General features: G+C 53.5%; 23 protein-coding genes. 14 read left to right on the top strand and 9 right to left on the bottom strand.

Going from position 1 to position 26,748, the window contains the following annotated elements; translation table 11 throughout:
* Positions 1–64 precede the first annotated feature (64 nt).
* Positions 65–1,999, bottom strand: coding sequence for a protein kinase YeaG (gene yeaG / locus J4613_RS01145; RefSeq protein WP_001518010.1), 1,935 nt, complete (start codon positions 1,997–1,999; stop codon positions 65–67).
* A gap of 426 nt (positions 2,000–2,425) precedes the next feature.
* Here yeaG and J4613_RS01150 point away from each other — a divergent pair, with 426 nt between their 5' ends.
* The 3 genes from J4613_RS01150 to J4613_RS01160 all read left to right on the top strand — a co-directional run bounded on the left by J4613_RS01150 (position 2,426) and on the right by J4613_RS01160 (position 5,613).
* The gene (locus J4613_RS01150; RefSeq protein ID WP_000163762.1) at positions 2,426–3,172 is read left to right on the top strand and encodes a MipA/OmpV family protein; all 747 of its coding nucleotides are present in this window, start codon (positions 2,426–2,428) and stop codon (positions 3,170–3,172) included.
* A gap of 289 nt (positions 3,173–3,461) precedes the next feature.
* Positions 3,462–4,658, top strand: coding sequence for an anaerobic sulfatase maturase (locus tag J4613_RS01155; RefSeq protein ID WP_000029247.1), 1,197 nt, complete (start codon positions 3,462–3,464; stop codon positions 4,656–4,658).
* Positions 4,659–4,755: 97 nt separating this feature from the next.
* Positions 4,756–5,613, top strand: coding sequence for an aldo/keto reductase (locus tag J4613_RS01160; RefSeq protein ID WP_072158829.1), 858 nt, complete (start codon positions 4,756–4,758; stop codon positions 5,611–5,613).
* A gap of 98 nt (positions 5,614–5,711) precedes the next feature.
* On the opposite strand, the gene J4613_RS01165 is transcribed toward J4613_RS01160, so the two are convergent.
* A complete protein-coding gene (locus J4613_RS01165; protein ID WP_000608655.1) occupies positions 5,712–6,596 on the bottom strand; it encodes a D-hexose-6-phosphate mutarotase in 885 nt (294 codons plus the stop codon).
* A 333-nt stretch (positions 6,597–6,929) separates the two neighbouring features.
* Positions 6,930–7,925: a glyceraldehyde-3-phosphate dehydrogenase gene (gene gapA / locus J4613_RS01170; RefSeq protein WP_000153505.1), complete on the bottom strand. Its 996-nt coding sequence runs from the start codon at positions 7,923–7,925 to the stop codon at positions 6,930–6,932.
* Between the two features lie 341 nt (positions 7,926–8,266).
* On the opposite strand from gapA, the gene msrB reads away from it, so the two are divergent.
* Positions 8,267–8,680 (top strand): peptide-methionine (R)-S-oxide reductase MsrB, encoded by a 414-nt coding sequence (msrB, locus tag J4613_RS01175; RefSeq protein WP_001519539.1) that lies wholly within the window; start codon positions 8,267–8,269, stop codon positions 8,678–8,680.
* A gap of 41 nt (positions 8,681–8,721) precedes the next feature.
* Complete coding sequence (locus J4613_RS01180; RefSeq protein WP_001046864.1) at positions 8,722–9,000, top strand: YeaC family protein; 279 nt, start codon at positions 8,722–8,724, stop codon at positions 8,998–9,000.
* A 351-nt stretch (positions 9,001–9,351) separates the two neighbouring features.
* On the opposite strand, the gene pncA is transcribed toward J4613_RS01180, so the two are convergent.
* The 3 genes from pncA to sppA all read right to left on the bottom strand — a co-directional run bounded on the left by pncA (position 9,352) and on the right by sppA (position 13,003).
* Positions 9,352–10,008, bottom strand: a complete 657-nt coding sequence (gene pncA, locus J4613_RS01185; RefSeq protein WP_000184707.1) for a bifunctional nicotinamidase/pyrazinamidase — start codon at positions 10,006–10,008, stop codon at positions 9,352–9,354.
* A gap of 26 nt (positions 10,009–10,034) precedes the next feature.
* Positions 10,035–11,051: an asparaginase gene (gene ansA, locus J4613_RS01190; protein WP_064047569.1), complete on the bottom strand. Its 1,017-nt coding sequence runs from the start codon at positions 11,049–11,051 to the stop codon at positions 10,035–10,037.
* Positions 11,052–11,146: 95 nt separating this feature from the next.
* Positions 11,147–13,003 carry a signal peptide peptidase SppA gene (gene sppA / locus J4613_RS01195; RefSeq protein WP_001259874.1) on the bottom strand — a complete coding sequence of 619 codons (1,857 nt, stop codon included), beginning with the start codon at positions 13,001–13,003 and terminating at the stop codon, positions 11,147–11,149.
* A gap of 173 nt (positions 13,004–13,176) precedes the next feature.
* Here sppA and J4613_RS01200 point away from each other — a divergent pair, with 173 nt between their 5' ends.
* From J4613_RS01200 to topB, 3 genes are all read left to right on the top strand, one after another.
* Positions 13,177–13,728, top strand: coding sequence for an NAD(P)H nitroreductase (locus J4613_RS01200; protein ID WP_000339313.1), 552 nt, complete (start codon positions 13,177–13,179; stop codon positions 13,726–13,728).
* A 117-nt stretch (positions 13,729–13,845) separates the two neighbouring features.
* Positions 13,846–14,889, top strand: a complete 1,044-nt coding sequence (gene selD / locus J4613_RS01205) for a selenide, water dikinase SelD (protein WP_001294904.1) — start codon at positions 13,846–13,848, stop codon at positions 14,887–14,889.
* Between the two features lie 4 nt (positions 14,890–14,893).
* A complete protein-coding gene (topB, locus tag J4613_RS01210) occupies positions 14,894–16,843 on the top strand; it encodes a DNA topoisomerase III (protein WP_001235866.1) in 1,950 nt (649 codons plus the stop codon).
* A gap of 29 nt (positions 16,844–16,872) precedes the next feature.
* On the opposite strand, the gene gdhA is transcribed toward topB, so the two are convergent.
* A complete protein-coding gene (gene gdhA, locus J4613_RS01215) occupies positions 16,873–18,216 on the bottom strand; it encodes an NADP-specific glutamate dehydrogenase (protein WP_000372869.1) in 1,344 nt (447 codons plus the stop codon).
* Positions 18,217–18,454: 238 nt separating this feature from the next.
* Here gdhA and J4613_RS01220 point away from each other — a divergent pair, with 238 nt between their 5' ends.
* A complete protein-coding gene (locus tag J4613_RS01220) occupies positions 18,455–18,730 on the top strand; it encodes a YnjH family protein (protein WP_001254682.1) in 276 nt (91 codons plus the stop codon).
* Here J4613_RS01220 and J4613_RS01225 read toward each other — a convergent pair.
* Both J4613_RS01225 and xthA read right to left on the bottom strand, forming a co-directional pair.
* On the bottom strand, positions 18,690–19,106 hold the full coding sequence (locus tag J4613_RS01225) for a pyrimidine (deoxy)nucleoside triphosphate diphosphatase (protein WP_000592136.1): 417 nt from the start codon (positions 19,104–19,106) through the stop codon (positions 18,690–18,692). The two genes, J4613_RS01220 and J4613_RS01225, sit on opposite strands and share 41 nt — an antisense overlap.
* Positions 19,107–19,178: 72 nt before the next feature.
* Positions 19,179–19,985, bottom strand: a complete 807-nt coding sequence (gene xthA / locus J4613_RS01230; protein WP_000673954.1) for an exodeoxyribonuclease III — start codon at positions 19,983–19,985, stop codon at positions 19,179–19,181.
* Between the two features lie 445 nt (positions 19,986–20,430).
* Between xthA and J4613_RS01235 the strand changes: the two genes are divergently transcribed.
* Genes J4613_RS01235 through astE form a run of 5 tightly spaced genes read left to right on the top strand, consistent with a single transcriptional unit; the run spans position 20,431 to position 26,458 of the window.
* Positions 20,431–21,657, top strand: coding sequence for an aspartate aminotransferase family protein (locus J4613_RS01235; protein ID WP_000059496.1), 1,227 nt, complete (start codon positions 20,431–20,433; stop codon positions 21,655–21,657).
* On the top strand, positions 21,648–22,682 hold the full coding sequence (gene astA, locus J4613_RS01240) for an arginine N-succinyltransferase (protein WP_001263889.1): 1,035 nt from the start codon (positions 21,648–21,650) through the stop codon (positions 22,680–22,682). The genes J4613_RS01235 and astA overlap by 10 nt, the downstream gene beginning before the upstream one ends.
* Positions 22,679–24,157, top strand: coding sequence for a succinylglutamate-semialdehyde dehydrogenase (gene astD, locus J4613_RS01245; RefSeq protein WP_000177260.1), 1,479 nt, complete (start codon positions 22,679–22,681; stop codon positions 24,155–24,157). Before astA ends, astD begins: the two co-directional genes overlap by 4 nt.
* Positions 24,154–25,497: an N-succinylarginine dihydrolase gene (gene astB / locus J4613_RS01250; RefSeq protein WP_000123931.1), complete on the top strand. Its 1,344-nt coding sequence runs from the start codon at positions 24,154–24,156 to the stop codon at positions 25,495–25,497. Before astD ends, astB begins: the two co-directional genes overlap by 4 nt.
* Positions 25,490–26,458, top strand: a complete 969-nt coding sequence (astE, locus tag J4613_RS01255) for a succinylglutamate desuccinylase (protein WP_000368456.1) — start codon at positions 25,490–25,492, stop codon at positions 26,456–26,458. The genes astB and astE overlap by 8 nt, the downstream gene beginning before the upstream one ends.
* Positions 26,459–26,748 lie beyond the last annotated feature (290 nt).

Below are 26,748 nucleotides of genomic sequence, written 5' to 3' on the forward strand. Positions count from 1 at the left end.
TTAGCCAGTCTACAGAACATTACTTTGTAGGCCCGGTAAGCGCAAGCGCCACCGGGCATTAACATCACGACGATTTACGCACGCGCAGGTACCACTCGCACAGCAAACGAACCTGTTTACGGGTATACCCTTTTTCCATCATCCGATCGACAAAGTCGTCATGCTTTTTCTGCTCGTCAGTCGACGTTTTGGCGTTAAAAGAAATGACCGGCAACAGCTCTTCAGTATTGGAGAACATTTTTTTCTCAATCACCGTGCGCAGCTTCTCGTAACTGGTCCAGTTTGGATTACGGCCGCTATTGTTGGCTCTGGCGCGCAGGACAAAGTTTACTATCTCATTACGGAAATCTTTCGGGTTACTGATACCCGCTGGTTTTTCAATTTTTTCCAGTTCGGCGTTCAGCGACTCGCGATCGAACAGTTGACCGGTATCCGGGTCGCGATACTCCTGATCCTGAATCCAGAAATCCGCATAAGTCACGTAACGATCAAAAATGTTCTGCCCGTACTCAGAGTAAGATTCGAGATAGGCCGTCTGGATCTCCTTGCCGATAAATTCGGCGTATTTCGGGATCAGGTAGCCTTTCAGGAACTCCAGATAACGCTCAGCTTGCTCCTGCGGGAACTGCTCGCGCTCGATTTGTTGTTCCAGAACGTAGAACAGATGTACCGGGTTTGCCGCCACTTCCGCATGGTCGAAGTTGAATACGCGGGAGAGGATCTTAAAGGCGAATCGGGTGGAGAGACCGTTCATCCCTTCGTCCACACCCGCATAGTCGCGATACTCCTGGTACGATTTAGCTTTGGGGTCGGTATCTTTCAGGCTTTCACCGTCATAAACGCGCATTTTCGAGTAAATACTGGAATTTTCCGGCTCTTTCAGGCGGGAAAGAATCGAGAAGCGCGAAAGCGTTTCCAACGTGCCCGGCGCGCAGGGCGCATGAGCCAGCTCGCTATGATTAAGTAGTTTCTCGTAGATTTTGATCTCTTCGGAGATTCGCAGGCAATAAGGCACCTTCACAATATAGACACGGTCGAGGAACGCTTCGTTATTTTTATTGTTACGGAAAGTCACCCATTCAGATTCGTTTGAGTGGGCAAGTATGATGCCATTAAAGGGCAGGGCGGAAATACCTTCCGTGCCATTGTAGTTACCTTCCTGAGTTGCGGTCAGCAAGGGGTGCAGCACCTTAATAGGCGCTTTAAACATCTCGACGAACTCCATGATCCCCTGGTTAGCGCGGCACAGCGCGCCAGAGTAACCATACGCATCCGGATCGTTCTGGGCGTGATGTTCGAGTTTACGAATATCCACCTTGCCGACCAGCGCCGAAATATCCTGGTTGTTTTCATCGCCGGGTTCCGTTTTGGCGATGGCAATCTGCTCCAGAATGGAGGGCCAGACTTTCACCACGCGGAATTTAGTAATATCGCCGCCAAACTCATGCAGGCGTTTGGCCGCCCACGGGGACATAATCGTACCGAGATAGCGGCGCGGAATACCGTACTCTTTTTCCAGAATCTGCGCGTCTTCCTGCGGATTAAACAGGCATAACGGATGATCGTTGACCGGACTACGCTCGCCGTTGGCGCTTAAAACATAAATTGGCACGCGCTGCATTAGCGATTTCAGCCGTTCAGCGAGCGATGATTTGCCACCCCCCACAGGTCCCAGCAAATAGAGAATTTGCTTCTTCTCTTCCAGCCCTTGCGCCGCATGTTTCAGATAAGAGACAATCTGTTCAATCGCGTCTTCCATGCCGTAAAACTCTTCAAACGCAGGATAGCGAGCAATAACCCGGTTGGAGAAGAGTCGGGAAAGTCGGGGTTCCTGGGCAGTGTCGACCATATTAGGCTCGCCGATAGCCATTAATAGCCGCTCTGCCGCGTTGGCATAAGCACTGCGATCTTGCCGACAAATGGTAAGAAAATCCTGCAGTGTGAACTCTTCGTCCTTGGCAGCTTCGTAACGCTGGCGATAGTGATCGAATATATTCATGATATGCCATCCTTTCGTTTTTTCGCACATGTTAAGAGCCGTTCATATGAATAGTAGAGGCTCCCGGAAGAGGTAGACTGAACGCCGTCTCTGCTAAGGGAAAAAAAGCAACTCTCATGCCATTTTATTGGTCAGAAGATCAACGTGTCCGGTGATACACCTTCTTAACATTAAGCGTAGATGGCATTTGCAAAACTTGCCTGTACGCGTCAGTGGATTTCGATGACATATCAATAACTCATCAGGTAGAAAAGGCTGGTGGATATCAGAAAAAGCGTTCCCGGTCACATAACGATCATCAGCCGATCATCTGAAAATAATCGGTTGTGGTGATATTAAACGGTTACATTGTGTAAAATAGTTGGGCTTACAGGTATTGGCGGTTACACTTTTGCCGCAGAACATTTGAATAAGGAATTATGGATTGTGACCAAACTTAAACTTCTGGCTCTTGGCGTGTTTATTGCAACATCCGCCAGCGTCGCGCACGCTGAAAGCAACCTGACGTTGGGCGCAGGCGTTGGTGTGGTTGAACACCCTTATAAAGATTACGATAGCGATGTTTATCCGATACCGGTCATCGCTTATGAAAGCGAAAACTTCTGGTTCCGTGGTCTGGGCGGCGGGTACTACTTGTGGAATGACAATGCCGATAAGTTGTCAATCATGGCATACTGGTCCCCGATGTACTTCAAACCGGGCGACAGCGATGACCATCAGTTGCGTCGTCTGGACAGGCGTAAAAGTACTATGATGGCGGGCGTTTCTTACGCGCATCACACCCAGTATGGATTCCTGCGTACCTCACTGGCAGGGGATACGTTGGATAACAGTAACGGTATTGTCTGGGATCTGGCCTGGCTGTATCGGTATACCAATGGCGGGCTGACCTTAACGCCTGGTATCGGGGTTGAATGGAATAGCGAGAACCAGAACGATTACTATTACGGCGTATCACGTAAAGAATCTTCGCGTAGCGGCCTGCGCGGCTATAACCCGAACGATAGCTGGAACCCGTATCTTGAACTTAGCGCTAACTATAATTTCGCCGGTAACTGGAGCGTATATGGTACTGCGCGCTACACCCGCCTGTCGGATGAAATTACCGACAGCCCGATGGTGGATAAATCCTGGACCGGTATCCTTTCTACTGGCGTGACCTATAGATTCTGATTGATTGAATTTGCCGGAAAAACCACGACAAAGCCTGCGTTATGCGGGCTTTGTGCTGTCTGAAACGCGAACATGACGGCTTGCATAAATGCGCTGTTGACCGGGTATGGCGCAGCCTTATGTGATTTATACTTTGTTACATCAATTTAAAAAACTAGCCTTTTATATGAAAAATCCAGGTGATTACAACTGCGCTAACAATTAGCGTAATAATTGTTGCAATGCTGGCTGATATCGCCCTGTCACGTCCCGCTTATGCTATACCCATTCTTCACAGCGAGTAAGACGAATGAGCATAGTATTCAATACCGTAGCCAAGCCCAGCGGCAGTCTGTGTAACTTATCCTGCAAGTACTGTTTCTATCTTGATAAACCCCGGGGGCAGCGCGTCATGTCTGACGATGTGCTGGAGACGTATATCCGCCGGGTAATTGATGATACGCCATCCTCAGAGGTCTCGTTTTGCTGGCAGGGGGGAGAGCCGACGCTATGCGGTCTTTCTTTTTACCAAAAAGTGGTGCGCTTGCAGCAACGCTATGCCAACGGCAAAACTATCTACAACAGTCTGCAAACCAATGGCGTATTAATCAATGAAGAGTGGGCGGCATTCTTTGCGCAGCATCAGTTCCTGATTGGTATATCGATTGATGGGCCGCAAGTCGTTCATGATAATTACCGGAAAACACCGTCAGGGCGGGCGTCTTTTTCCCGAGTCGTTAATGCTATCCGCCTTCTGCAGGCAAATGATGTCGAGTTCAATACGCTCACTGTCGTGAATGATGCGTCATGCCGTCATGGCAACGCTATTTATCATTTTTTGACGCAGGAACTGGAAAGTAAACACCTGCAATTTATTCCCATTGTTGAGCCGCTCGCGCAAAAAGCGCAGCGTTCTTTGACGTTATCTGACAATGAAGATTCGCCTTCGCTGATGCCCTTTTCCGTCACGCCTGAAGGGTGGGGCGCCTTTATGTGCGATGTTTTTGATCAATGGATACGTCACGATGTCGGACGCATATTCGTACAGCTTTTTGACAACTTACTTGGCGTCTGGATGGGGGAGCCCGCCACGCTTTGTACGATGCAGTCGACCTGCGGGCAAAGTTTGCTGGTGGAGCAGAATGGCGACGTGTTTAGCTGTGACCATTTTGTTTTTCCCGCCTATAAACTGGGCAATCTGCAGCAACACTCTTTAGAAGAAATGGCGGCCTCTCCTTTTCAGCAGCAGTTTGGCGCGGCTAAAGCAAACCTTTCTTCACGCTGCCAGAACTGTACGTGGCGCTTTGCCTGTCACGGCGGTTGTCCGAAACATCGAATTTGTATGGACGGCGGCGAACGGCAAAATTATCTCTGTAAAGGATATCTGGAGTTCTTTCAACATGTGACGCCCTATATGAATGTGATGCGTCAATTATTACTGAATCAGCGACCCGCCGCGCATATTACCCGCATCGTCGACATGATTGCAGATGACGTTCGTCAGTGACAAGAAAATCGCCCCCCTTGCGCGGTATGATGCCGGACATTACCGTAGGGTCTAAGAGTCCTGTATTGTTTTACCGTCGAGTGACATTGAAAAGGAAATGAAATCAGTGAAAAACGTAACGTTTTGCGGGCAGGTGACGCTTCCTGCCATCGGACAGGGAACATGGTATATGGGCGAGCGCGCGGATCAACGTCAGCGCGAGGTTTCGGCGTTGCGCGCGGGGCTGGATTTGGGGTTACGCCTTATTGATACAGCGGAAATGTATGCCGACGGCGGGGCGGAAAAGGTCGTGGGCGAGGCGTTAGCAGGGCGACGCGATGAGGCATTTCTGGTGTCAAAAGTGTACCCGTGGAACGCTGGCGGCCAGAAGATAGTTGCCGCCTGTGAAGAAAGCCTGCGTCGTCTGAAAACAGATTATCTCGATCTCTATCTATTGCACTGGACCGGAAGCTTTTCATTCGAAGAGACCGTTGAAGGTATGGAGCGGCTAATCGCGCAGGGAAAAATTCGCCGTTGGGGAGTCTCTAATCTTGATTATGACGATATGCAGGCGCTGTGGCGCATCCCTGGGGGACAGCAATGCGCGACAAATCAGGTGCTCTATCATCTGGCGTCACGCGGTATTGAGTATGATTTATTGCCGTGGTGTCAACAACAGCGAATGCCAGTGATGGCCTATAGCCCGCTGGCGCAGGCTGGCCGGTTACGTAGCGGTTTACTGAATCATCCGGTGGTGAATGAAATTGCGCAAGCGCATAACGCTACGGCGGCGCAAATCTTACTGACGTGGGTGATTGCGCATCCGGGCGTGATGGCGATCCCGAAAGCCGGAAGTACAGAACACGTGAAGCAAAATGCGGCGGCGCTTGAGATTACCTTGTCAGCAAACGAACTTGCCTTACTGGACAACGCCTGGCCTACGCCAAAAGGGAAAACCGCGTTGGATATGGTGTGACGCCGGATAAAATGTGTAAGTGCCGCCATCCGGCAGGTCATGCCTGATGGCGGCTGGCGTCTTCCAGAGCCTATAGCAACGCCGTTATCCATTCACTTTTAGCGTTTAGCGACGCAGATAGTCTGCGCCAGACGAGAGGGTTTTTCTTCTGTGGCTTGTTGCGGCGCAGTAGCGTAAACCGTTTCAACGCAGACAAACGTTTTATAGCCGTCATCCGGCATGTCGCCCATGCTGACGGACAACGCCGGGCCAGGATTCCAGCCTACGACGTTAAGGTGATGGTGGTGAACTACATCAATCGTGCGGTTTAATGTCGCATCGTGGATCACGCTACATGCTTCAGGATTGAGGTAAACGCGATCGGTACGGTCCGGAAAGGTTTGTATACCGTCGGTCAGGACACCTTCTTTAGCGTCGTTAACTTTATCAATAAACCGATCGCCGAGTCCGCTGACCTTAACGTTGGCGATGTCGCCAACGTTAAAATAGCTGTGGAGCGCGGATGTGGTTGCAAACTCGCCATGCGCTTCCAGTTCAATTTCACAGGTTTTGCCCACTTTAAAACGAGCCAGCAGCGTGAAATCGTGCGGCCAGTATTTCCGGGTGGCCTCACTGCTTTGCAGCTCAAATGTCAGCATTACGCCATTATCATCTTCATTATGCGCTTTTAGCGCCCACGGAAGATTACGCGCAAAGCCGTGTGACGGCAGACCCTGTTGAGCCGCAGGTCCAAACCAGGGCCAGCAGATCGGTACACCGCCGCGTAGCGCCACGCCGGTTTTGAAAGGCGTATTATTACTGAGCCACAATACCTCATCCTCGCCAACGGGTTTCCAGGAGAGAAGGTGCGCGCCCTGTAATGCAAAAGAGGCTTTAACCTGCGGATGGTCAACGACGATCAGATCCAGGTCATCAAGCTGACGACGGGAAAGGACAGGGGTAAGCTGTTCGATAACCGGGAGGGCAAAAATTTTATTAATCATTACGCAATCCTCTTAACCCTAAATAATTCGAGTTGCATGACAAGGCGCTTGTGCCTTGACCAGTGCTTGCGCTGGCCCGTAGAGGCGAGGCCGCAGGCCGAGTAACGCGGCAAGTGACGACAAATTCATCGGGAACGAATTTGAACAACCGTAGGTAACCTTCGGCCAGGGACATGGACATCCCTGATTCATCCCGATAAGTTCGACTTCCGTCAGTGATTCGGGTGAGAAAGCATAGCCAACACACCTGCAACTTGAAGTATGACGGGTATATCTTTAAGCAAAAAAAAGAGCGACCTGAGTCGCTCTTACCAATGACTGTGTCATCTCAACTTATTTGGAGATGTGAGCAATCAGGTCCAGTACTTTGTTGGAGTAACCGGTTTCGTTATCGTACCAGGAGACCAGTTTCACGAAGTTGTCGTTCAGCGCGATGCCTGCTTTAGCATCGAACACGGAAGTGCATACTTCGCCGTTGAAATCGGTAGATACAACGTCGTCTTCGGTGTAACCCAGCACGCCTTTCATTTCGCCTTCGGCAGCAGCTTTAACAGCAGCTTTGATCTGCTCGTAGGTAGCCGCTTTTTCCAGACGAACGGTCAGGTCAACAACGGATACGTTCGGAGTCGGAACGCGGAACGCCATACCAGTCAGTTTGCCATTCAGTTCTGGCAGTACTTTACCTACCGCTTTAGCAGCGCCAGTAGAGGACGGGATGATGTTCTGAGATGCACCGCGGCCGCCGCGCCAGTCTTTGTGAGACGGGCCGTCAACGGTTTTCTGGGTTGCGGTAGTCGCGTGAACAGTAGTCATCAGACCTTCGATGATGCCGAAGTTGTCGTTGATAACTTTAGCCAGCGGCGCCAGGCAGTTGGTGGTGCAGGAAGCGTTGGAAACGATGTCCTGGCCTTCGTATTTGTCAAAGTTAGCGCCTTTAACAAACATTGGGGTGTTGTCTTTAGACGGACCCGTCAGAACCACTTTTTTCGCGCCAGCGGTGATGTGTTTACGCGCGGTTTCGTCAGTCAGGAAGATACCGGTAGCTTCAGCCACTACGTCAACACCAACTTCGTCCCATTTCAGGTTAGCCGGATCGCGTTCAGCGGTAACACGGATTTTTTTACCGTTAACGATCAGATGACCGTCTTTCACTTCAACAGTACCGTCGAAACGGCCGTGAGTGGAGTCATATTTCAGCATGTATGCCATGTACTCTGCGTCTAACAGGTCGTTGATTGCAACGATCTCGATGTCAGAACGTTTCTGAGCAGCACGGAAAACAATGCGACCGATACGGCCAAAACCGTTGATACCTACTTTGATAGTCATATATTCCACCAGCTATTTGTTAGTGAATAAAAGGTTGCCTGTAAAATTACAAAAACCTTACGCAGCGTCAAGCGGAATCGTGTCAATCATTGCGACAAATCAATCCTCTGCACAACCTTTGCGCGGCTGATTCGCCTCACTCTTCCTTTCGGCTTGAAACCACATGGGGGCGCCGCCCCGAATTTTAAAGGGCAACCGAGATAATAATGTGACATCAGTCACGATTCGTGAGCCGCCATTTCGCAATGATCAAGTTTAGAACAAAAGTTGGTACTGAGGTGTTAATGTTTTGTTAGAATCGGTCAGGCAATGTGAGCACGTTTAAAGTGAGATGTGAGCAAATGGCTAACCAACCTTCAGCAGAAGAACTCAAGAAAAAATTGTCCGAAATGCAATTCTATGTGACGCAGGATCGTGGCACAGAACCGCCATTTACCGGACGCCTGCTACATAATAAACGCGATGGGGTTTATCACTGCCTGGTCTGTGATACGCCGCTTTTTCACTCCCACACCAAATACGATTCAGGCTGCGGCTGGCCTAGCTTTTACCAGCCCGTCAGCGAAGAGGCGATTCGTTACATAGACGATTTTTCTCATGGCATGCAGCGTGTCGAAATTCGTTGCGGTAACTGCGATGCGCATCTCGGACACGTTTTCCCGGACGGGCCGCAGCCAACCGGTGAGCGCTATTGCGTTAACTCGGCCTCGCTGGCCTTTTCTGACGAGAAAAACGGCGATCAACTGAAAGGCTGAAAAAACGATTCAGCAAATTATTCCACAGGAGCGGACACATCATGAATCTTGATGAGATCATTAACAGCATGACGCCGGAAGTGTATCAACGTTTATCCACCGCCGTTGAGCTGGGTAAATGGCCGGATGGCGTGGCGTTGACGCCGGAACAGAAAGAAAACAGCCTGCAACTGGTGATGCTATGGCAGGCGCGGCACAATACCGAAGCGCAACATATGACGATCGATACTCACGGTCAGATGGTGATGAAAAGCAAGCAGCAGCTCAAAGCGGATTTCGGTATTACGTCAAAGCCGATTGCGACATTGAAAATGCAGTAACGGGGAGCCGGATAAGAGGTAGTCGCCATCCGGTGGTTTAATTGCCAATGCGTTGTGCTTACCGGGCCTGCTCATTGCTGCCAGGCACAGGCCCGCCATATTTTTACGAATAACGCTTAATGTCCAGCGAGTCCGCCAACTGTGTCGCTAACTGATTATTGTCATCGGTGCCTTATTCCCAGAACATTGCGACAGCCAGCCCGCGCTTTTTAATCTGTTTTGTTAGAAGCGCTCTCCAGCCTGCGTTGAGCTTTGCCTGGTAGCGACGCTGACGTGACGTATCCGGCCCAAAGATCTATGCAATGGTCTCACCGTTGCGTGATGTATTGACCGGATACGATACCTGCTCCGCTACCTGGCGACAGCCTGGCCCTGCGTCTCTTCCCAGTCTGCCAGCGTATACAGCGTCGCGCCTGCCGCCGCCATCTCCATAAACGCGTGTGCGCTATCCTGCGGGTGAATATTCACGCCGCGACAGCCATCGGTGATAACGTTAACGGCATAGCCCAACTCTAGCGCATCCAGCACCGTAAATTTTACGCAGTAATCGGTCGCCAACCCCATCACGATAAGCTCGGTAACGTCATGCTCGCGAAGCCAGGTATCAAGGGTAGTTTTCTGCCGATGTTCGTTGTCAAAAAACGCGCTGTAGCTATCAATCAGCGGGTTTTCACCCTTATAGATACAGGCGTCAATCGCATGTTGGTTAAGCAGGGGATGTAACGCCGCGCCGTCGGTATGTTGAACGCAGTGATCCGGCCAGAGCGTTTGCGGCAGCCCGTCCAGCTTTCCCTGACTATAGGGTTCCGCCTGATGCTGGCTGGCGAAGCTGCCATGCTGCGCGGGATGCCAGTCCTGGCTGGCCAGCACCGGAATCTGCCGGGGCTGGCACCAGTCAATAAGAGCGTTGGCGATGTCGATGGTGCTGTCGCCTTCCGCTACAGCCAGCGCGCCGCCGGCGCAAAAGTCATTTTGCAAGTCGACCAGTAATAAGGCCCGGTTTGTCATTATCTTCTCCTTGTCGTCGGGATTTTTTAATCATCCGGCGTCAATTCACCACGCAAGTTTTGCGCCATCGCGCTACGAATCGCCTGAGTGTCCAGACCCTGGCTTAACAAATAATGCAGTTTGGTTAAGGTGGCTTCGACAGTCATATCGGCACCGCCAATCACGCCAGCGTGCGCCAGTGCATTACCGGTAGCGTACCCGCCCATATTGACTCGCCCTGACATGCATTGCGTCAGGTTAACCACCACGATGCCGCGCGAACTGGCCTCTTTCAGCTCCTGTAAAAACGCTTTATTTTGCGGCGCGTTGCCTACGCCATAAGAGCGCAGAATCAGCGCTTTTACCGGCTGACGCAGAAAGTTACGTATTACCTCGGCGGAAATCCCCGGATAAATCGTCACTACGCCTATCGGCTGCGGCGTAATAGGGTGAACGATTAATTCACCAGAACCGTAGGGCGCGGGAGGCGTATTTAAACGGCGAATGTGAATTCCTGCTTCCAGCAAGGGCGGCAGATTAGGAGAGGCAAAAGCGTCAAAACCATCCGCATGGGCTTTGGTCGTGCGATTGCCGCGGAACAGACGATTATTAAAAAACAGCGTTACTTCATTAATAGGGTAGTTGGCGGCGACATAAAGCGCATTCAGCAAATTAATTTGCCCGTCGGAGCGCAGCTCAGCCAACGGAATTTGTGACCCTGTCACAATGACCGGTTTGCCCAGATTTTCCAGCATGAAAGAGAGCGCCGATGCGGTAAACGCCATCGTGTCGGTGCCGTGCAGAATAACAAAACCGTCATACTCATCGTAGTGCGCTTTGATATCTGCAGCGATATGCTGCCAGTCTTCCGGCGTCATATCTGATGAATCCATCAGCGGGGCATATTCATGGATGGTAAAATCCGGCATCTCCGGGCGGTGGAATTCCGGCATCAGCGCCAGCTGACGCTGAAGATGCCCAGACACCGGGATATACCCTTTATCTGAGCGCTGCATACCGATAGTACCGCCGGTATAGGCAACGTAAATTGATTTCTTTTGCATGATAATGTTCAGTCGTGTCGCGAAGGACGTATTAATGATTATCGGATGGCGGCTATGAGCAGACGCCGCCATCCGGTATGGCTATTGATGAAGCATTAGCGAACGTTCGCGCAAGTCAAACAGAACGCATAACGGTTTTGCGGATCGTTAAATGCCGCCAGTTTATCCCCCTCGGCCTTCACCGTGTTGGCGGCGGAAACGAGCGGCGCCGGGAGCATCGCCTGAATGGCCTCCGGCAGCATGGCGCGTACTGATCCGGTCATACTGTCCATGACCATATCAAGGACCGTCGGTTCGTCCTGATAGTAATCAAGATGCCACTGTTTCAGTTTCGCCAGCTCCGCCGCTTTGGCGACGGCGTCGTCAAAGTCGCCGAGACTGTCCACCAGACCATTGGCTTTCGCGTCTTCTCCGGTCCAGACATGGCCTTGTGCGATTTTATCAATCTGCTCCGGCGTACGCTTACGCGCGTCTGCCACCAGCGTGATAAAGCGTTTGTAGCCGTACTCAATACTGAGTTGCATCATCTGCTGCACTTCCGGTGACAGCGCTTTGGTCATCGAAATATCCGCCAGCGGCGAGGTGGAAACGCCGTCGCTGTGTACGCCAATCGACGACAGGCTGTTTTCTACCGTATTGATGACGCCGAAGATGCCAATTGAACCCGTCAGCGTGCTGGGGCTGGCCACGATATAGTTTGCCGGCGTAGAGATCCAGTAACCGCCGGAGGCCGCCATGCCGCCCATTGAGACCACCACCGGTTTGCCAGCCGCTCTTGCCGCCGCCAGTTCGGCGCGGATAACTTCGGAGGCGTTGACGCTACCGCCTGGGCTATTGACGCGCAGCACAATCGCTTTCACTTTAGGATCAAGGCGTGCGTCGCGGATCTGCGATGCCGTAGTGTCGCCGCCGACATTCCCTGGCGTTTCTTCGCCATCCATAATCGCGCCATTGGCGAAAATAACCGCAATAGTACCGCCGGTATCCGCAGGCGTTTTCAGCGAATAATCGTAATAGCTGATCGCGCGATAGTTATTTTCGGTTTTGCTCCAGCCAAACTGCTTCGTCAGCGCTTTTTCAACATCTGCGCTGGAGGCGAGGGCGTCCACCAGTTTATGGTCGAGCGCATATTTGGCGGTGTCGCCGCCCACGCTAGTTAACCCGTCGATAATAGCCTGCGCGCCGGGGAAGAGTTGTTGCGGCGAAATCTGGCGATTGGCGGAAACGGTATGCAGGTAGTTCTGCCACAGTTCGCCTATCCAGCGGCTGTCGGCCTCGCGGGCGGCGGGCGACATATCGTCGCGGATAAACGGCTCGACGGCGGATTTATAGGTGCCGACCCGGAAAACGTGGGTAGAGACTTTCAGCTTATCCAGCAGCGTTTTGTAGTACAGGCCATTCGTAGCGAAGCCGTGAAGATCTACCTGACCCTGTGGGGAAAGCCAAATTTTATTGGCGAAACTGGCGAGGTAATACTGACCCTGGCTGTAGTTTTCACCCACGGCGAAAACCGGTTTGCCGCTGTCGCGGAATTCGCGCAGCGCTTTACCGATATAGCGCATTGATGGCTGATCGGCGCCGGTGAAGTTTTTCAGATCCAGAACGATACCCGTGATATTACGGTCATCTTTCGCCTGACGAATAGCGTTGACGATGTCAAACAGGGAGTTTTCCTGCAGACGGTCGGAGCTGGCGCCAAATAACTGGCGACCCAGCGCGCCCAGACGATGATTGGTGGACGGTTTATCCACAATGACGCCGGAAATATCCAGCAGCAGAGCGCCGCGCGCGGTTTGCTCACTGTTGCTGCCGTTACCGATCTGCATCCAGATCCCAACGCCCACCAGGACCAGAAAAATAAAGAACAGGTTGAGTACCATTTCACGGACGAAGTTCAACACTCGCCACGTCCATTTAAAAAATCCGGCAATAAATCGCCACAGGGTTCGCATGTATTCTCCCTATCTGAGTAACAACGCTTATACCTTGGTGAGGATAAAGCATTAAGATGTGGCTATCGTAATGACCCATCAGGCAGTTGTCAGCAGGAATCACTGCCTGCGCTGTAACAAAATCCGCTCCCGTGTTAATTTTGTGAATAAATATCATTGCTGGAGTTAATCAAATGGATGCACTAGAACTGCTGGTCAACCGTCGTAGCGCCTCTCGTCTCGCAGAACCGGCGCCTGTCGGAGAGCAATTACAGAACATTCTGCGGGCGGGAATGCGTGTTCCCGATCATAAATCTCTACAGCCGTGGCGTTTTTTTGTGATTGAAGGAGAGGGGCGCGACCGCTTCAGCGCCGTGCTTGAACAAGGCGCTGTCGCTGCCGGGGGCGATGAGAAAGCGATCGAAAAAGCGCGTAATGCGCCGTTTCGCGCGCCGCTGATCATTACAGTGGTGGCGAAATGCGAAGAAAACCATAAGGTTCCGGTGTGGGAACAGGAGATGTCTGCCGGATGCGCGGTGATGGCGATGCAAATGGCGGCGATTGCGCAAGGGTTTAATGGTATCTGGCGTAGCGGCGCATTAACGGAGAGCGCTATCGTGCGGGAAGCCTTTGAGTGCCGTCCTCAGGATAAAATTGTTGGTTTTCTCTATCTCGGCACGCCGCAGCTCAAAGCGTCAACGACGATCAGTACCCCCGACCCCACGCCGTTTGTGCGTTATTTCTGACGCTGAGGGATAAAACTGTCTGGATTCTGAGCAAAGGCGCGGTAATTCAGACAGTGATACTTACCACATCAGGGAATGAGCGCTACCATAGCGCGAATGCAATGACAGGAGATGTCCATGAGCGAGCAAGCCATTCGTTTAACGCAATACAGCCACGGCGCTGGTTGCGGTTGTAAAATTTCCCCTAAAGTGCTGGAGACTATCCTGCATAGCGAGCAGGCGAAGTTCGTCGACCCGAATCTGTTGGTGGGTAATGAAACCCGCGATGATGCGGCGGTTTACGATCTGGGTAATGGCACCAGTATTATCAGCACCACCGACTTCTTTATGCCGATAGTCGACAACCCGTTCGATTTTGGCCGCATTGCGGCAACAAACGCCATCAGCGATATTTTTGCGATGGGCGGCAAACCGATTATGGCGATCGCGATCCTTGGCTGGCCGATTAATACCCTGTCGCCCGATATTGCGCGTGAAGTGACCGAGGGGGGGCGCTTTGCCTGCCGTCAGGCCGGTATCGCGCTGGCGGGCGGACACTCTATTGACGCCCCGGAGCCGATCTTTGGTCTCGCGGTCACAGGCGTAGTGCCGACCGAACGGGTGAAGAAAAACAGTACCGCGCAGGCGGGATGCAAACTCTTTCTGACCAAACCGTTGGGGATTGGCGTGTTGACCACCGCCGAGAAAAAATCGCTGCTTAAACCTGAACATCAGGGGCTGGCGACGGAAGTCATGTGTCGGATGAACGTTGCTGGCGCGGCGTTTGCCAATATCGATGGCGTAAAAGCCATGACTGACGTTACCGGTTTTGGCCTGCTGGGGCACCTGAGCGAGATGTGCCAGGGCGCAGGCGTGCAGGCGATGCTTTGCTATCAGGACATCCCTAAACTGCCGGGCGTGGAAGAGTATATTGCTCTGGGCGCCGTACCGGGCGGCACAGAGCGCAACTTCGCCAGCTATGGTCATCTGATGGGCGACATGTCGCGTGAAGTTCGTAGCCTGCTGTGCGATCCGCAAACGTCAGGCGGTCTGTTGTTGGCGGTAACGCCGGACGCCGAAGACGATGTTAAAGCCACTGCGGCGGAATTTGGTATCGAGCTGACCGCGATTGGCGAACTGGTCGAGGCCCGCGGCGGTCGCGCTATGGTTGAGATTCGTTAACCTGATGCGGTTGTTTATTGCCGAAAAACCGAGTCTGGGGCGCGCCATTGCGGATGTGCTGCCAAAACCGCACCGTAAAGGCGATGGTTTTATTGAGTGCGGAAACGGGCAGGTCGTCACCTGGTGTATTGGTCATTTGCTGGAACAGGCGCAGCCCGATGCGTATGACAGCCGTTATGCGCGCTGGAATCTGGCTGACCTGCCTATCGTGCCGGAAAAATGGCAGCTTCAGCCTCGTCCTTCCGTCACCAAACAGCTCAATGTGATTAAGCGCTTTTTGCATCAAGCCGGTGAAATTATTCACGCCGGCGACCCGGATCGCGAAGGGCAGCTTCTGGTTGATGAAGTGCTGGATTATCTCCAGCTTCCTGCCGAAAAGCGCCAGCAGGTGCGGCGTTGTCTGATAAACGACCTTAACCCGCAGGCGGTCGAGCGTGCTATTGACAGGCTGCGGGCGAACAGCGACTTCGTGCCGCTGTGCGTCTCCGCGCTGGCGCGAGCGCGAGCGGACTGGCTGTATGGCATTAATATGACCCGCGCTTACACGATCCTGGGCCGTAATGCCGGCTATCAGGGCGTGTTATCCGTGGGACGCGTGCAGACGCCGGTACTGGGGCTGGTGGTGCGGCGAGACGAAGAGATTGAGAACTTCGTCGCCAAAGACTTCTTTGAAGTGAAGGCGCACATCGTTACGCCTGCCGACGAGCGTTTTACCGCTATCTGGCAGCCGAGCGAGGCGTGCGAACCTTATCAGGATGAAGAGGGGCGCTTGCTTCATCGTCCGCTGGCGGAGCATGTAGTGAACCGAATCAACGGTCAGCCCGCGCTGGTAACCAGTTATAATGATAAACGGGAATCAGAATCCGCGCCGCTGCCGTTTTCGCTCTCGACGCTACAGATTGAAGCCGCCAAACGCTTTGGCCTGAGCGCGCAAAATGTGCTTGATATTTGTCAGAAGCTCTATGAAACCCACAAACTGATTACCTATCCGCGTTCCGACTGCCGTTATCTGCCGGAAGAACACTTTGCCGGACGGCAGGCGGTCATGAACGCGATTAGCGTCCACGCCCCGGATTTACTGCCGCAGCCTGTGGTTAATCCTGATACGCGCAATCGCTGCTGGGATGACAAAAAAGTGGATGCGCACCACGCGATTATCCCGACGGCGCGCAGTTCTTCTGTCCATCTGACGGAAAACGAAGCGAAAGTGTACACCCTGATTGCGCGTCAGTATCTGATGCAGTTCTGCCCGGACGCGGTGTTTCGTAAATGCGTTATTGAACTGGAAATCGCCAAAGGGAAATTTGTCGCCAAAGCGCGTTTTCTGGCGGAGGCCGGTTGGCGGACGTTACTGGGCAGTAAAGAGCGCGACGAGGAAAACGACGGTACGCCGCTGCCGGTTGTCGCCAAAGGTGATGAGTTGCTGTGTGAAAAGGGGGAAGTGGTCGAGCGCCAAACCCAGCCGCCGCGTCATTTTACTGATGCGACATTGCTTTCCGCGATGACCGGAATTGCCCGCTTCGTGCAGGATAAAGATCTGAAAAAGATCCTGCGCGCGACCGATGGGCTGGGGACGGAAGCCACGCGCGCCGGGATTATCGAGCTGCTGTTCAAACGTAGCTTTCTGACCAAAAAAGGGCGCTACATTCATTCTACCGATGCTGGCAAAGCGTTAATACATTCGCTGCCGGAAATGGCGGCCCGTCCAGATATGACCGCGCACTGGGAATCTGTTTTGACGCAAATCAGCGAAAAGCAGTGCCGTTACCAGGATTTCATGCAACCGCTGGTCGGCACGTTATATCAGCTGATCGAGCAGGCTAAGCGCACGCCGGTGAAGCGCTTCAGAGGGATAGTCGCGCCAGGCGGTGGAGACAAGAAAAAGAGCGCGCCGCGTAAGCGAGCGGGCAAAAAAAGCCCGCCTGCTGAGGAGACAGGCCGTCAGACCGAATAAGCGTAAAGCTATCTGGCCTGACGACGGGATTAAATGACGCCCTGCGCCAGCATGGCGTCGGCGACTTTCACGAAACCGGCGATGTTGGCGCCCTGAACGTAGTTGGTATGCTTATTGTCGCCGCCGTACTCGACACAGGCGTGGTGGATATCCAGCATAATGTGATGCAGACGGGCGTCCACTTTCTCGGCTTTCCAGCTCAACCGCGCGGCGTTCTGCGCCATTTCCAGCCCCGATGTCGCCACGCCGCCCGCGTTGGCGGCTTTACCCGGCGCAAACAGTACGCCCGCTTCAAGGAAGAGATCGGTCGCTTCAATCGTGGTTGGCATATTTGCCCCTTCCGCCACGGCTTTTACGCCATTGGCAATCAGTACGCGCGCGGCGTCAACGTCCAGTTCGTTCTGCGTCGCGCATGGCAGGGCGATATCCACCGGTACGCTCCAGGGCTGCTGGCCTTCCAGATAGGTTAAGCCAAACTCACGGGCGTAGTCAGCGACGCGACCGTCACGGCTGGCTTTAATTTCACACAGACGCGCCAGCTTCTCTGGCGTGAAGCCACTTTCATCGACCACCGTCCCGCTCGAATCCGACGCGGTAACCACGCGCGCGCCAAAGGCCATCGCTTTCTCAATGGCGTATTGCGCTACGTTGCCGGAGCCGGACACGGCGACGCGCATCCCTTCGAAACCGAGACCATGACGTTTAAGCATCGCTTCGGTAAAGTAGACCAGGCCATAGCCCGTCGCCTCCGGGCGAATCAGGCTGCCGCCGAAGGAAAGCCCTTTGCCGGTGAAGACGCAGGAGCTGTTATTGGAAAGCTTGCGCATCATTCCCGCCATAAAGCCCACTTCGCGCCCGCCCACGCCGATATCCCCGGCAGGCACGTCGGTATCCGGCCCTAAATGGCGATACAGTTCAGTCATCAGCGCCTGGCAGAAACGCATCACTTCGCCTTCGCTTTTCCCTTTCGGATCGAAATCGCTGCCGCCTTTACCGCCGCCCATCGGCAACGTGGTGAGGGCATTTTTAAAGGTTTGCTCAAAGCCGAGGAACTTAAGGATGGAAAGGTTTACCGAAGGATGGAAGCGCATACCGCCTTTATAGGGGCCGATAGCAGAGTTGAACTGCACGCGCCAGGCGCGATTTACCTGCACCTGGTTTTTGTCGTCCAGCCACACTACGCGAAACTGGATTACGCGCTCTGGTTCAACCAAACGTTCCAGTAAAGACATGTGGCGGTAACGGGGGTTTTGTTCAAGAAACGGCCACAGGGTGGTCATGACTTCACGGACGGCTTGCGCGAACTCGGTTTGATGCGGGTCGCGCTTTTGTACATGGTTGAGGAACGATTCCAGAGAACATGTCTGATCCATAGATATAAAAACCTCTTATATATTAATGTGGTTGTATTTGCGTTTTATCAGAATATGTATTTGCAGTTTTCGACTATACCATCAGCAATGTGACGGTAAGCAAGAAAAAAATGACGCTGCTAAGTAAATTCATAACGGGGCGAGGGTCATAACTAAAAGCGATGACAAAAGAGGATTAAAGTTTTCACGGCGGCTTACCGTTATACTGAGAATATACTTAGAAAAATAAGGAAATCCTATGCGCCGAAGCCTCGTGGTCGCCGTGATGGCGATAATGCCAATGGTCGGGCTGGCAAACCAGAACAGTCGTCCTGATATTCAGGTGAATGTCCCGCCGGAAGTTTTCAGCACGCGCGGTCAGTCGTCCCAGCCCTGCATTCAGTGCTGCGTTTACCAGGATCAGAATTACTCCGAAGGCGCGGTAATAAAAGTGGAAGGCGTCTTGCTCCAGTGCCAGCGTGACGAAAAAACCATCAGCACGAATCCGTTAGTCTGGCGTCGCGTAAAGCCATAAACGCCTGCAATAGCGGAATATCCGCCGGGGCGAGGGGGTACTCCAGCGCCTCTTCCGGCGTACACCAGGCTAATGCCTGATGTTCCAGCGCACGTATCAGACCGTTAAACGCAGGCACATGCCAGGCGTGCAAATGAATTCGTCGGCCAGACACGTCGCGTTGATGGCTGGCGATATAGACGCCGGGCGTGGCGTCAATCCCTAACTCTTCGCGTAGCTCGCGGATAAGCGCCTGCGGCTGGGTTTCGCCGGGTTCGACTTTACCGCCGGCAAATTCCCATAAACCGGCTTGATCCGCATGAGCTGGGCGCTGGGCCAGCAGTATTTTGCCGTCGCGTTCAATGATGGCGGCAACAACATCGAGTTTTTTTATCATTGTCGTTAAGGTCGTTATTCCTGCCGGGAAGCGTCGCGCTATCCCGGCCTTACGGTTAATCAGAAAGCGGAATCAAACCCGAAACGTCGCCCAGACCGGCGCATGGTCGGAGGGTTTTTCCATACTGCGAATGTCGTAGTCTATACCGGTTTCTGCGCAACGTTCCGCCAGCGGAGCGCTTGCCAGCAAGAGGTCAATGCGCAGTCCGCGATTATCCACGAAACCTTTTGAGCGGTAATCAAACCACGAAAATTTATCCATCGTTTGCGGATTCGCCTGACGGAACGTGTCCACTAATCCCCACTTCAGTAACCGTGACATCCATTCACGCTCCTCCGGCAGGAAGGAGCATTTACCGGTACGCAGCCAGCGTTTGCGGTTTTCTTCGCCGATGCCAATATCCAGATCGGTCGGGCTGATATTCATGTCGCCCATAATTAATACCGGATTATCGCACTTGAGTTCCGTTTCAAGATAGTTTTGCAAGTTCTGATAAAACTGCGCTTTCGCGGGGAACTTCAACGGATGATCCCGGCTTTCCCCCTGCGGGAAATAGCCGTTAATGACGGTGATATTACCCAGCGGCGAGGGGATTTCCGCCATGATAATGCGGCGTTGCGCCTCTTCGCCATCATCCGGGAAACCGCGTCTGACGGAAATGGGCGTGGCTTTTGTTAGCAGCGCGACGCCGTAATGGCCCTTTTGTCCATGATAGAAAACGTTATAGCCCAGCTTCGCGACCTCTTCGAGCGGGAACATTTCGTCGTGGACTTTTGTCTCCTGTAGACCGATCACATCGGGCTGGTGTTTTTCGACAATCGCTTCAAGCTGATGGGGACGGGCGCGCAGGCCGTTGATATTAAAAGAGACAAATTTCATAGTCACTGCCACTTTGCAAGGTGAATCGTGTTGGGATGGTAACAGAAATTTTACCGGGTGACTGCCACTCATCGTCAGATTCGGCCAATGGAAGCGTATGGTGTTTTCTATAGCGCGAAAATGGCACGGTTTGCGTGCAGATGCGCCAGAACGGGGCGGTAATTTCCAGTAAATTTCGTATAAGATCACAATTCCAGAATTATATTTGGCAACTGAATAATATTTCGCTTTTTCCTCTTTTTAGTCACCGATTATGCGGGAATATTCACTTTTCATGCAGTAAAAGTGAATATCGCTACGCTGTAACCCATTGATTTACCGTTTATCACTTCTGTTTATGCAATGTTAACGCTGGCTGGCACGAATGCTGCAATCTACATTTACAGCGCAAACACTCATATTAATTAACATATAAATAACTTTATTTTTACCAAAAGAGGTCGCTATGTCTCTGTCAGTTACGCGTGAAAACTTTGATGAATGGATGGTGCCAGTATACGTTCCCGCGCCTTTTATTCCTGTACGCGGAGAAGGCTCACGCCTGTGGGATCAGCAGGGGAAAGAGTACATTGATTTTGCTGGCGGGATCGCGGTCAACGCATTGGGACATGCGCATCCGGCGCTGCGCGAGGCGTTAAATGAACAGGCGAATCGCTTCTGGCATACCGGGAACGGTTACACCAATGAACCGGCGCTGCGACTGGCGAAAAAACTGATCGACGCGACCTTCGCCGAACGCGTTTTCTTTTGTAATTCAGGCGCTGAAGCAAATGAAGCAGCGTTAAAACTGGCGCGCAAATATGCCCACGATCGTATCGGCAATCATAAAAGCGGCATTGTGGCCTTTAAAAACGCGTTCCATGGTCGCACGCTCTTTACCGTCAGCGCTGGCGGTCAACCCACCTATTCACAGGACTTTGCGCCGCTGCCGCCGGATATTCGTCATGCAGCCTATAACGATCTGAACTCCGCCAGCGCGCTCATTGATGACAATACCTGCGCCGTGATCGTAGAGCCTGTGCAGGGCGAGGGCGGCGTGATCCCTGCCACGAAAGCTTTTTTGCAGGGGCTGCGTGAATTGTGCGACCGGCATCAGGCGTTACTGATTTTTGATGAGGTGCAGACGGGCGTCGGACGTACCGGCGAACTGTATGCATATATGCATTATGGCGTTACGCCCGATATCCTGACGACTGCTAAAGCGTTGGGTGGCGGCTTCCCGATCGGCGCGATGCTGACCACGCAAGACTATGCCAGCGTCATGACGCCAGGCACGCATGGTACCACCTACGGCGGTAATCCGCTGGCGACAGCAGTTGCCGGAAAAGTACTGGATATCATCAATACGCCGGAGATGCAAAACGGCGTCAGACAGCGCCACGATGCGTTTATTGAACGTCTAAATACCATTAATGTACGTTTTGGCATGTTCAGTGAAATTCGCGGGCTGGGGCTACTGCTTGGCTGTGTGCTACAGACGGAGTTTGCCGGAAAAGCCAAACTCATCGCTCAGGAAGCGGCAAAAGCAGGTGTGATGGTGCTCATCGCCGGCGGCGACGTGGTGCGTTTTGCGCCAGCGTTAAATGTGAGCGACGAGGAGATAGCCACCGGGCTTGATCGTTTTGCCCTGGCGTGCGAACGCCTTCAGACGGGAGGCGCACCATGCGGGTGATTCGTCCTGTCGAACATGCGGATATCGCCGCGCTGATGCAGCTTGCAGGCAAAACGGGCGGCGGCTTAACCTCGCTACCGGCAAATGAAGCGACGCTGGCGGCCCGCATTGAACGCGCGCTAAAAACCTGGTCCGGCGAGCTGCCAAAAGGCGAACAAGGGTATGTATTCGTTCTCGAGGACAGTGAAACGGGTGAGGTCGGCGGGATCTGCGCCATTGAGGTCGCGGTCGGCCTTAATGACCCCTGGTATAACTATCGTGTCGGTACGCTGGTTCATGCCTCCAAAGAGCTGAATGTATATAACGCGTTGCCAACATTATTCCTGAGTAATGATCACACTGGCAGCAGTGAGCTTTGCACGCTGTTTCTCGATCCCGAATGGCGTAAAGAGGGTAACGGCTACCTGTTGTCAAAATCGCGCTTTATGTTTATGGCCGCGTTTCGCGATAAATTCAATGAGAAAGTGGTGGCGGAAATGCGCGGCGTCATTGACGAGCACGGTTATTCTCCCTTCTGGCAAAGTCTCGGCAAACGCTTTTTTTCTATGGATTTCAGCCGGGCGGATTTTTTATGCGGTACCGGGCAAAAAGCGTTTATCGCCGAGCTGATGCCCAAACATCCTATTTATACCCACTTCTTATCTGAAGAGGCACAGGCCGTGATTGGCGAAGTCCACCCGCAAACTGCGCCAGCCCGCGCGGTGCTGGAAAAGGAAGGCTTTCGCTATCGCCACTATATCGACATCTTCGACGGTGGGCCGACGCTGGAGTGTGATATTGACCGCGTGCGGGCTATTCGTAAAAGCCGACTGGTGGAAGTCGCGGAAGGGCAACCCGCGCCTGGCGACTATCCGGCATGTCTGGTCGCCAATGAAAACTATCACCACTTTCGGGCCGCGCTGGTGCGTGCCGATCCGCAGACTTCACGACTTGTACTTACCGCAGCGCAGTTGGATGCGCTGAAATGTCGCGCGGGCGACCACGTTCGGCTGGTACGCCTTTGCGCTGAGGAGAAAACCGTATGACGCTATGGATAAACGGCGACTGGATAACCGGTCAGGGCGAACGCCGCCGCAAAACGAATCCGGTGAGTGCGGAGATACTTTGGCAGGGGAATGACGCTAATGCGGCACAGGTCGCCGAGGCCTGTCAGGCGGCGCGCGCGGCGTTTCCTTGTTGGGCCAGACAGCCTTTTGCGGCACGACAGGCTATCGTAGAGAAATTTGCCGCCCTGCTGGAGGCGCATAAAGCCGATCTCACGGAGGTCATCGCGCGTGAAACCGGTAAACCGCGCTGGGAGGCGGCGACGGAAGTGACGGCGATGATCAATAAGATTGCCATCTCGATTAAGGCTTACCACGCCAGAACAGGTGCACAAAAAAGCGAACTTGTCGATGGCGCCGCGACGTTGCGCCATCGTCCTCACGGTGTGCTGGCGGTATTCGGCCCTTATAACTTTCCCGGCCATTTACCGAATGGCCATATTGTGCCCGCGTTGCTGGCAGGCAATACGCTGATCTTCAAACCTAGCGAGCTAACGCCATGGACCGGGGAAACGGTAATAAAACTCTGGGAACGGGCGGGGCTACCGGCAGGCGTTCTTAATCTGGTGCAGGGCGGCCGGGAGACCGGACAAGCGCTAAGTTCGCTCGACGATCTCGACGGACTGCTGTTTACCGGCAGCGCCAGTACCGGATATCAGCTTCATCGCCAGCTATCCGGCCAGCCGGAAAAAATCCTGGCTCTTGAAATGGGCGGAAACAACCCGCTCATTATTGAGGATGTGGCAAATATAGATGCGGCGGTACATCTGACGCTGCAATCGGCGTTTATTACCGCCGGACAGCGCTGTACCTGCGCGCGACGCCTTCTGGTAAAACAGGGTGCGCAGGGAGATGCATTTCTGGCGCGGCTGGTTGACATCGCCGGACGTCTGCAGCCCGGCAGATGGGACGACGATCCGCAGCCGTTTATCGGCGGACTGATTTCAGCGCAGGCGGCACAGCATGTGATGGAGGCCTGGCGTCAACGAGAGGCATTAGGCGGGCGCACGTTACTGGCGCCGCGGAAGGTCAAAGAGGGAACCTCTCTGCTGACGCCTGGCATCATTGAGCTGACGGGCGTCGCGGATGTGCCGGATGAAGAGGTGTTTGGTCCGCTGCTGAACGTCTGGCGTTATGCGCATTTCGATGAGGCGATTCGTCTGGCGAATAATACCCGTTTTGGTCTGTCGTGTGGGCTGGTGTCGACGGATCGCGCGCAGTTCGAACAGCTCTTGCTGGAGGCGCGGGCAGGGATCGTTAACTGGAATAAACCGCTCACCGGGGCAGCGAGTACTGCGCCGTTTGGTGGTGTCGGCGCGTCTGGCAACCATCGACCCAGCGCCTGGTATGCCGCCGATTATTGCGCCTGGCCGATGGCCAGTCTGGAATCTCCCGAACTGACGTTGCCTGCGACATTAAGCCCCGGCCTCGACTTTTCTCGCAGGGAGGCGGTATGACGGCGCATGAAGTTAATTTTGACGGGCTGGTGGGGCTTACGCACCATTATGCCGGGCTATCCTTCGGCAATGAGGCATCGACCCGCCACCGTTTTCAGATGTCGAATCCTCGTCTGGCGGTAAAGCAGGGGCTGCTAAAGATGAAGGCTTTGGCGGATGCCGGCTTTCCCCAGGCGGTGATCCCGCCGCATGAGCGGCCTTTTATTCCGGCGTTGCGTCAGCTCGGCTTCACGGGTAGCGATGAGCAGATTCTGGATAAGGTTGCGCGTCAGGCGCCACGCTGGCTTTCTAGCGTGAGTTCCGCGTCGCCAATGTGGGTTGCGAATGCGGCGACGGTTTGCCCATCGGCAGACGCGCTGGACGGGAAAGTTCACCTGACGGTGGCGAATTTAAACAATAAATTTCATCGCGCTCTTGAGGCGCCTGTTACCGAAGCGCTGCTACGCGCCATATTTCGCGATGAAAGTCAGTTTTCAGTGCATAGCGCGTTACCGCAGGTCGCATTATTGGGAGATGAAGGCGCGGCGAATCATAACCGTCTTGGCGGCGAGTATGGTTCGGCAGGCGTGCAGCTTTTTGTCTATGGGCGCGAAGAGGAGAATGAAATACGACCCGCTCGTTATCCGGCGCGCCAGAGCCGCGAAGCCAGCGAGGCCGTGGCGCGTCTTAATCAGGTGAATCCGCAACAGGTTATCTTCGCTCAGCAAAACCCGGAGGTCATCGATCAAGGCGTATTCCATAATGATGTCATCGCCGTTTCGAATCGACAGGTATTGTTTTGTCACGAAGCGGCGTTTGCCCGTCAGAAAGTGCTCATTAATCAGTTGCGTACGCGCGTTGACGGTTTTATGGCGATAGAGGTGCCCGCCGGCGAGGTTTCTGTATCAGATGCTGTGGCGACCTACCTGTTTAATAGTCAGTTGCTAAGCCGTGACGACGGCTCAATGCTGTTAGTGTTGCCGCGGGAATGTCAGGACCATGCCGGCGTCTGGCGCTATCTGAATAAGCTGGTGGCGGAGGATAACCCCATCAGCGCGATGCAGGTGTTTGATTTGCGAGAAAGTATGGCCAACGGCGGCGGCCCGGCCTGTCTGCGATTACGCGTGGTGTTAACAGAAGAAGAACGACGGGCGGTGAATCCAGCGGTAATGATGAATGACGCTCTGTTTACGGCCCTTAACGCGTGGGCGGATCGTTATTATCGCGATCGCCTGACCGCCGCCGATCTGGCCGATCCGTTATTATTGCGAGAAGGCCGGGAGGCGCTGGATGTGTTAACGCGTCTGCTGGATTTGGGGTCGGTTTATCCTTTCCAGCAAACGGGGGCGGCTGATGGATAACTTTCTGGCGTTGACGCTAAGCGGCACGACACCACGGGTGACGCAGGGGAAGGGCGCGGGTTTTCGCTGGCGCTGGTTAGGCCATGGTCTGCTTGAACTCACGCCCGATGCGCCGGTCGACCGCGCGTTAATTCTTTCTGCGGGGATACACGGTAATGAAACCGCGCCGGTAGAGATGCTGGATAGGCTGCTGTCGGCGCTGTTCTCAGGCAGCTTGACGTTAACGTGGCGAGTGCTGGTGGTACTCGGCAATCCGCAGGCGCTGGCGGCGGGAATACGCTATTGTCACAGCGATATGAACCGTATGTTTGGCGGGCGTTGGCAGTCCTTTGCCGAAAGCGATGAAACGCGGCGGGCGCGTGAGCTGGAGCTAAGTCTGGAGACCTTCTTTTCCTCTGGTCAGGCGCGGGTACGCTGGCATCTGGATCTGCATACCGCCATTCGTGGCTCGCATCATTTGCGTTTTGGCGTATTGCCGCAGCGCGACCGCCCGTGGGAGACAGATTTTCTGGCGTGGCTGGGCGCGGCAGGACTGGAGGCGTTGGTATTTCATCAGGCGCCCGGCGGTACGTTTACGCACTTTAGCTCTGAACATTTCGGCGCGCTTTCCTGTACGCTGGAGTTGGGAAAGGCGTTGCCGTTTGGGCAAAACGATCTGACGCAGTTCAATGTAACCTCGCAGGCGTTGTCGGCGCTGCTGAGCGGTGTCGAAACGTCAACCTCGTCTTCGCCGCCGCTACGCTATCGGGTGGTGTCGCAAATCACGCGTCACAGCGACAAGTTCGCGCTTTATATGGATGTGCAAACGCTGAATTTTACTGTCTTTGCGAAGGGAACGTTGCTGGCCGAGGAGGGGGATAAGCGCGTGACGGTGACGCATGACGTTGAATATGTTCTCTTTCCTAATCCCTCTGTCGCCTGCGGATTGCGGGCTGGATTAATGCTGGAAAGACTGCCCTGATAAATGTCCCTGTAAGCTCACGTTAGGGTTACAGGGATGATTTGGGATACAGTTTCATGCTATTACGGATTATTCCTGGAGAATTGCTTTATTAATAAGCGTTGCTGCGTTATAGTTCTGCATAATTTCTGCTATATCATGCTGTTGTATATTTCTCTTTCAACTCTGCGCAATTTATTCTTTTTTTCTTCACAATTGGCGAAAAAGTGTTTTTTATACTTTCATTGTTTTACCGTTGTTATGACTAATTGACGCTAAGACAGTTAAAGTTAATCACGACAACACGGTGC

The organism is Salmonella sp. 32020114201800008SM, from assembly GCF_017572025.1.
Taxonomy (GTDB): Bacteria; Pseudomonadota; Gammaproteobacteria; order Enterobacterales; family Enterobacteriaceae; genus Salmonella; species Salmonella enterica.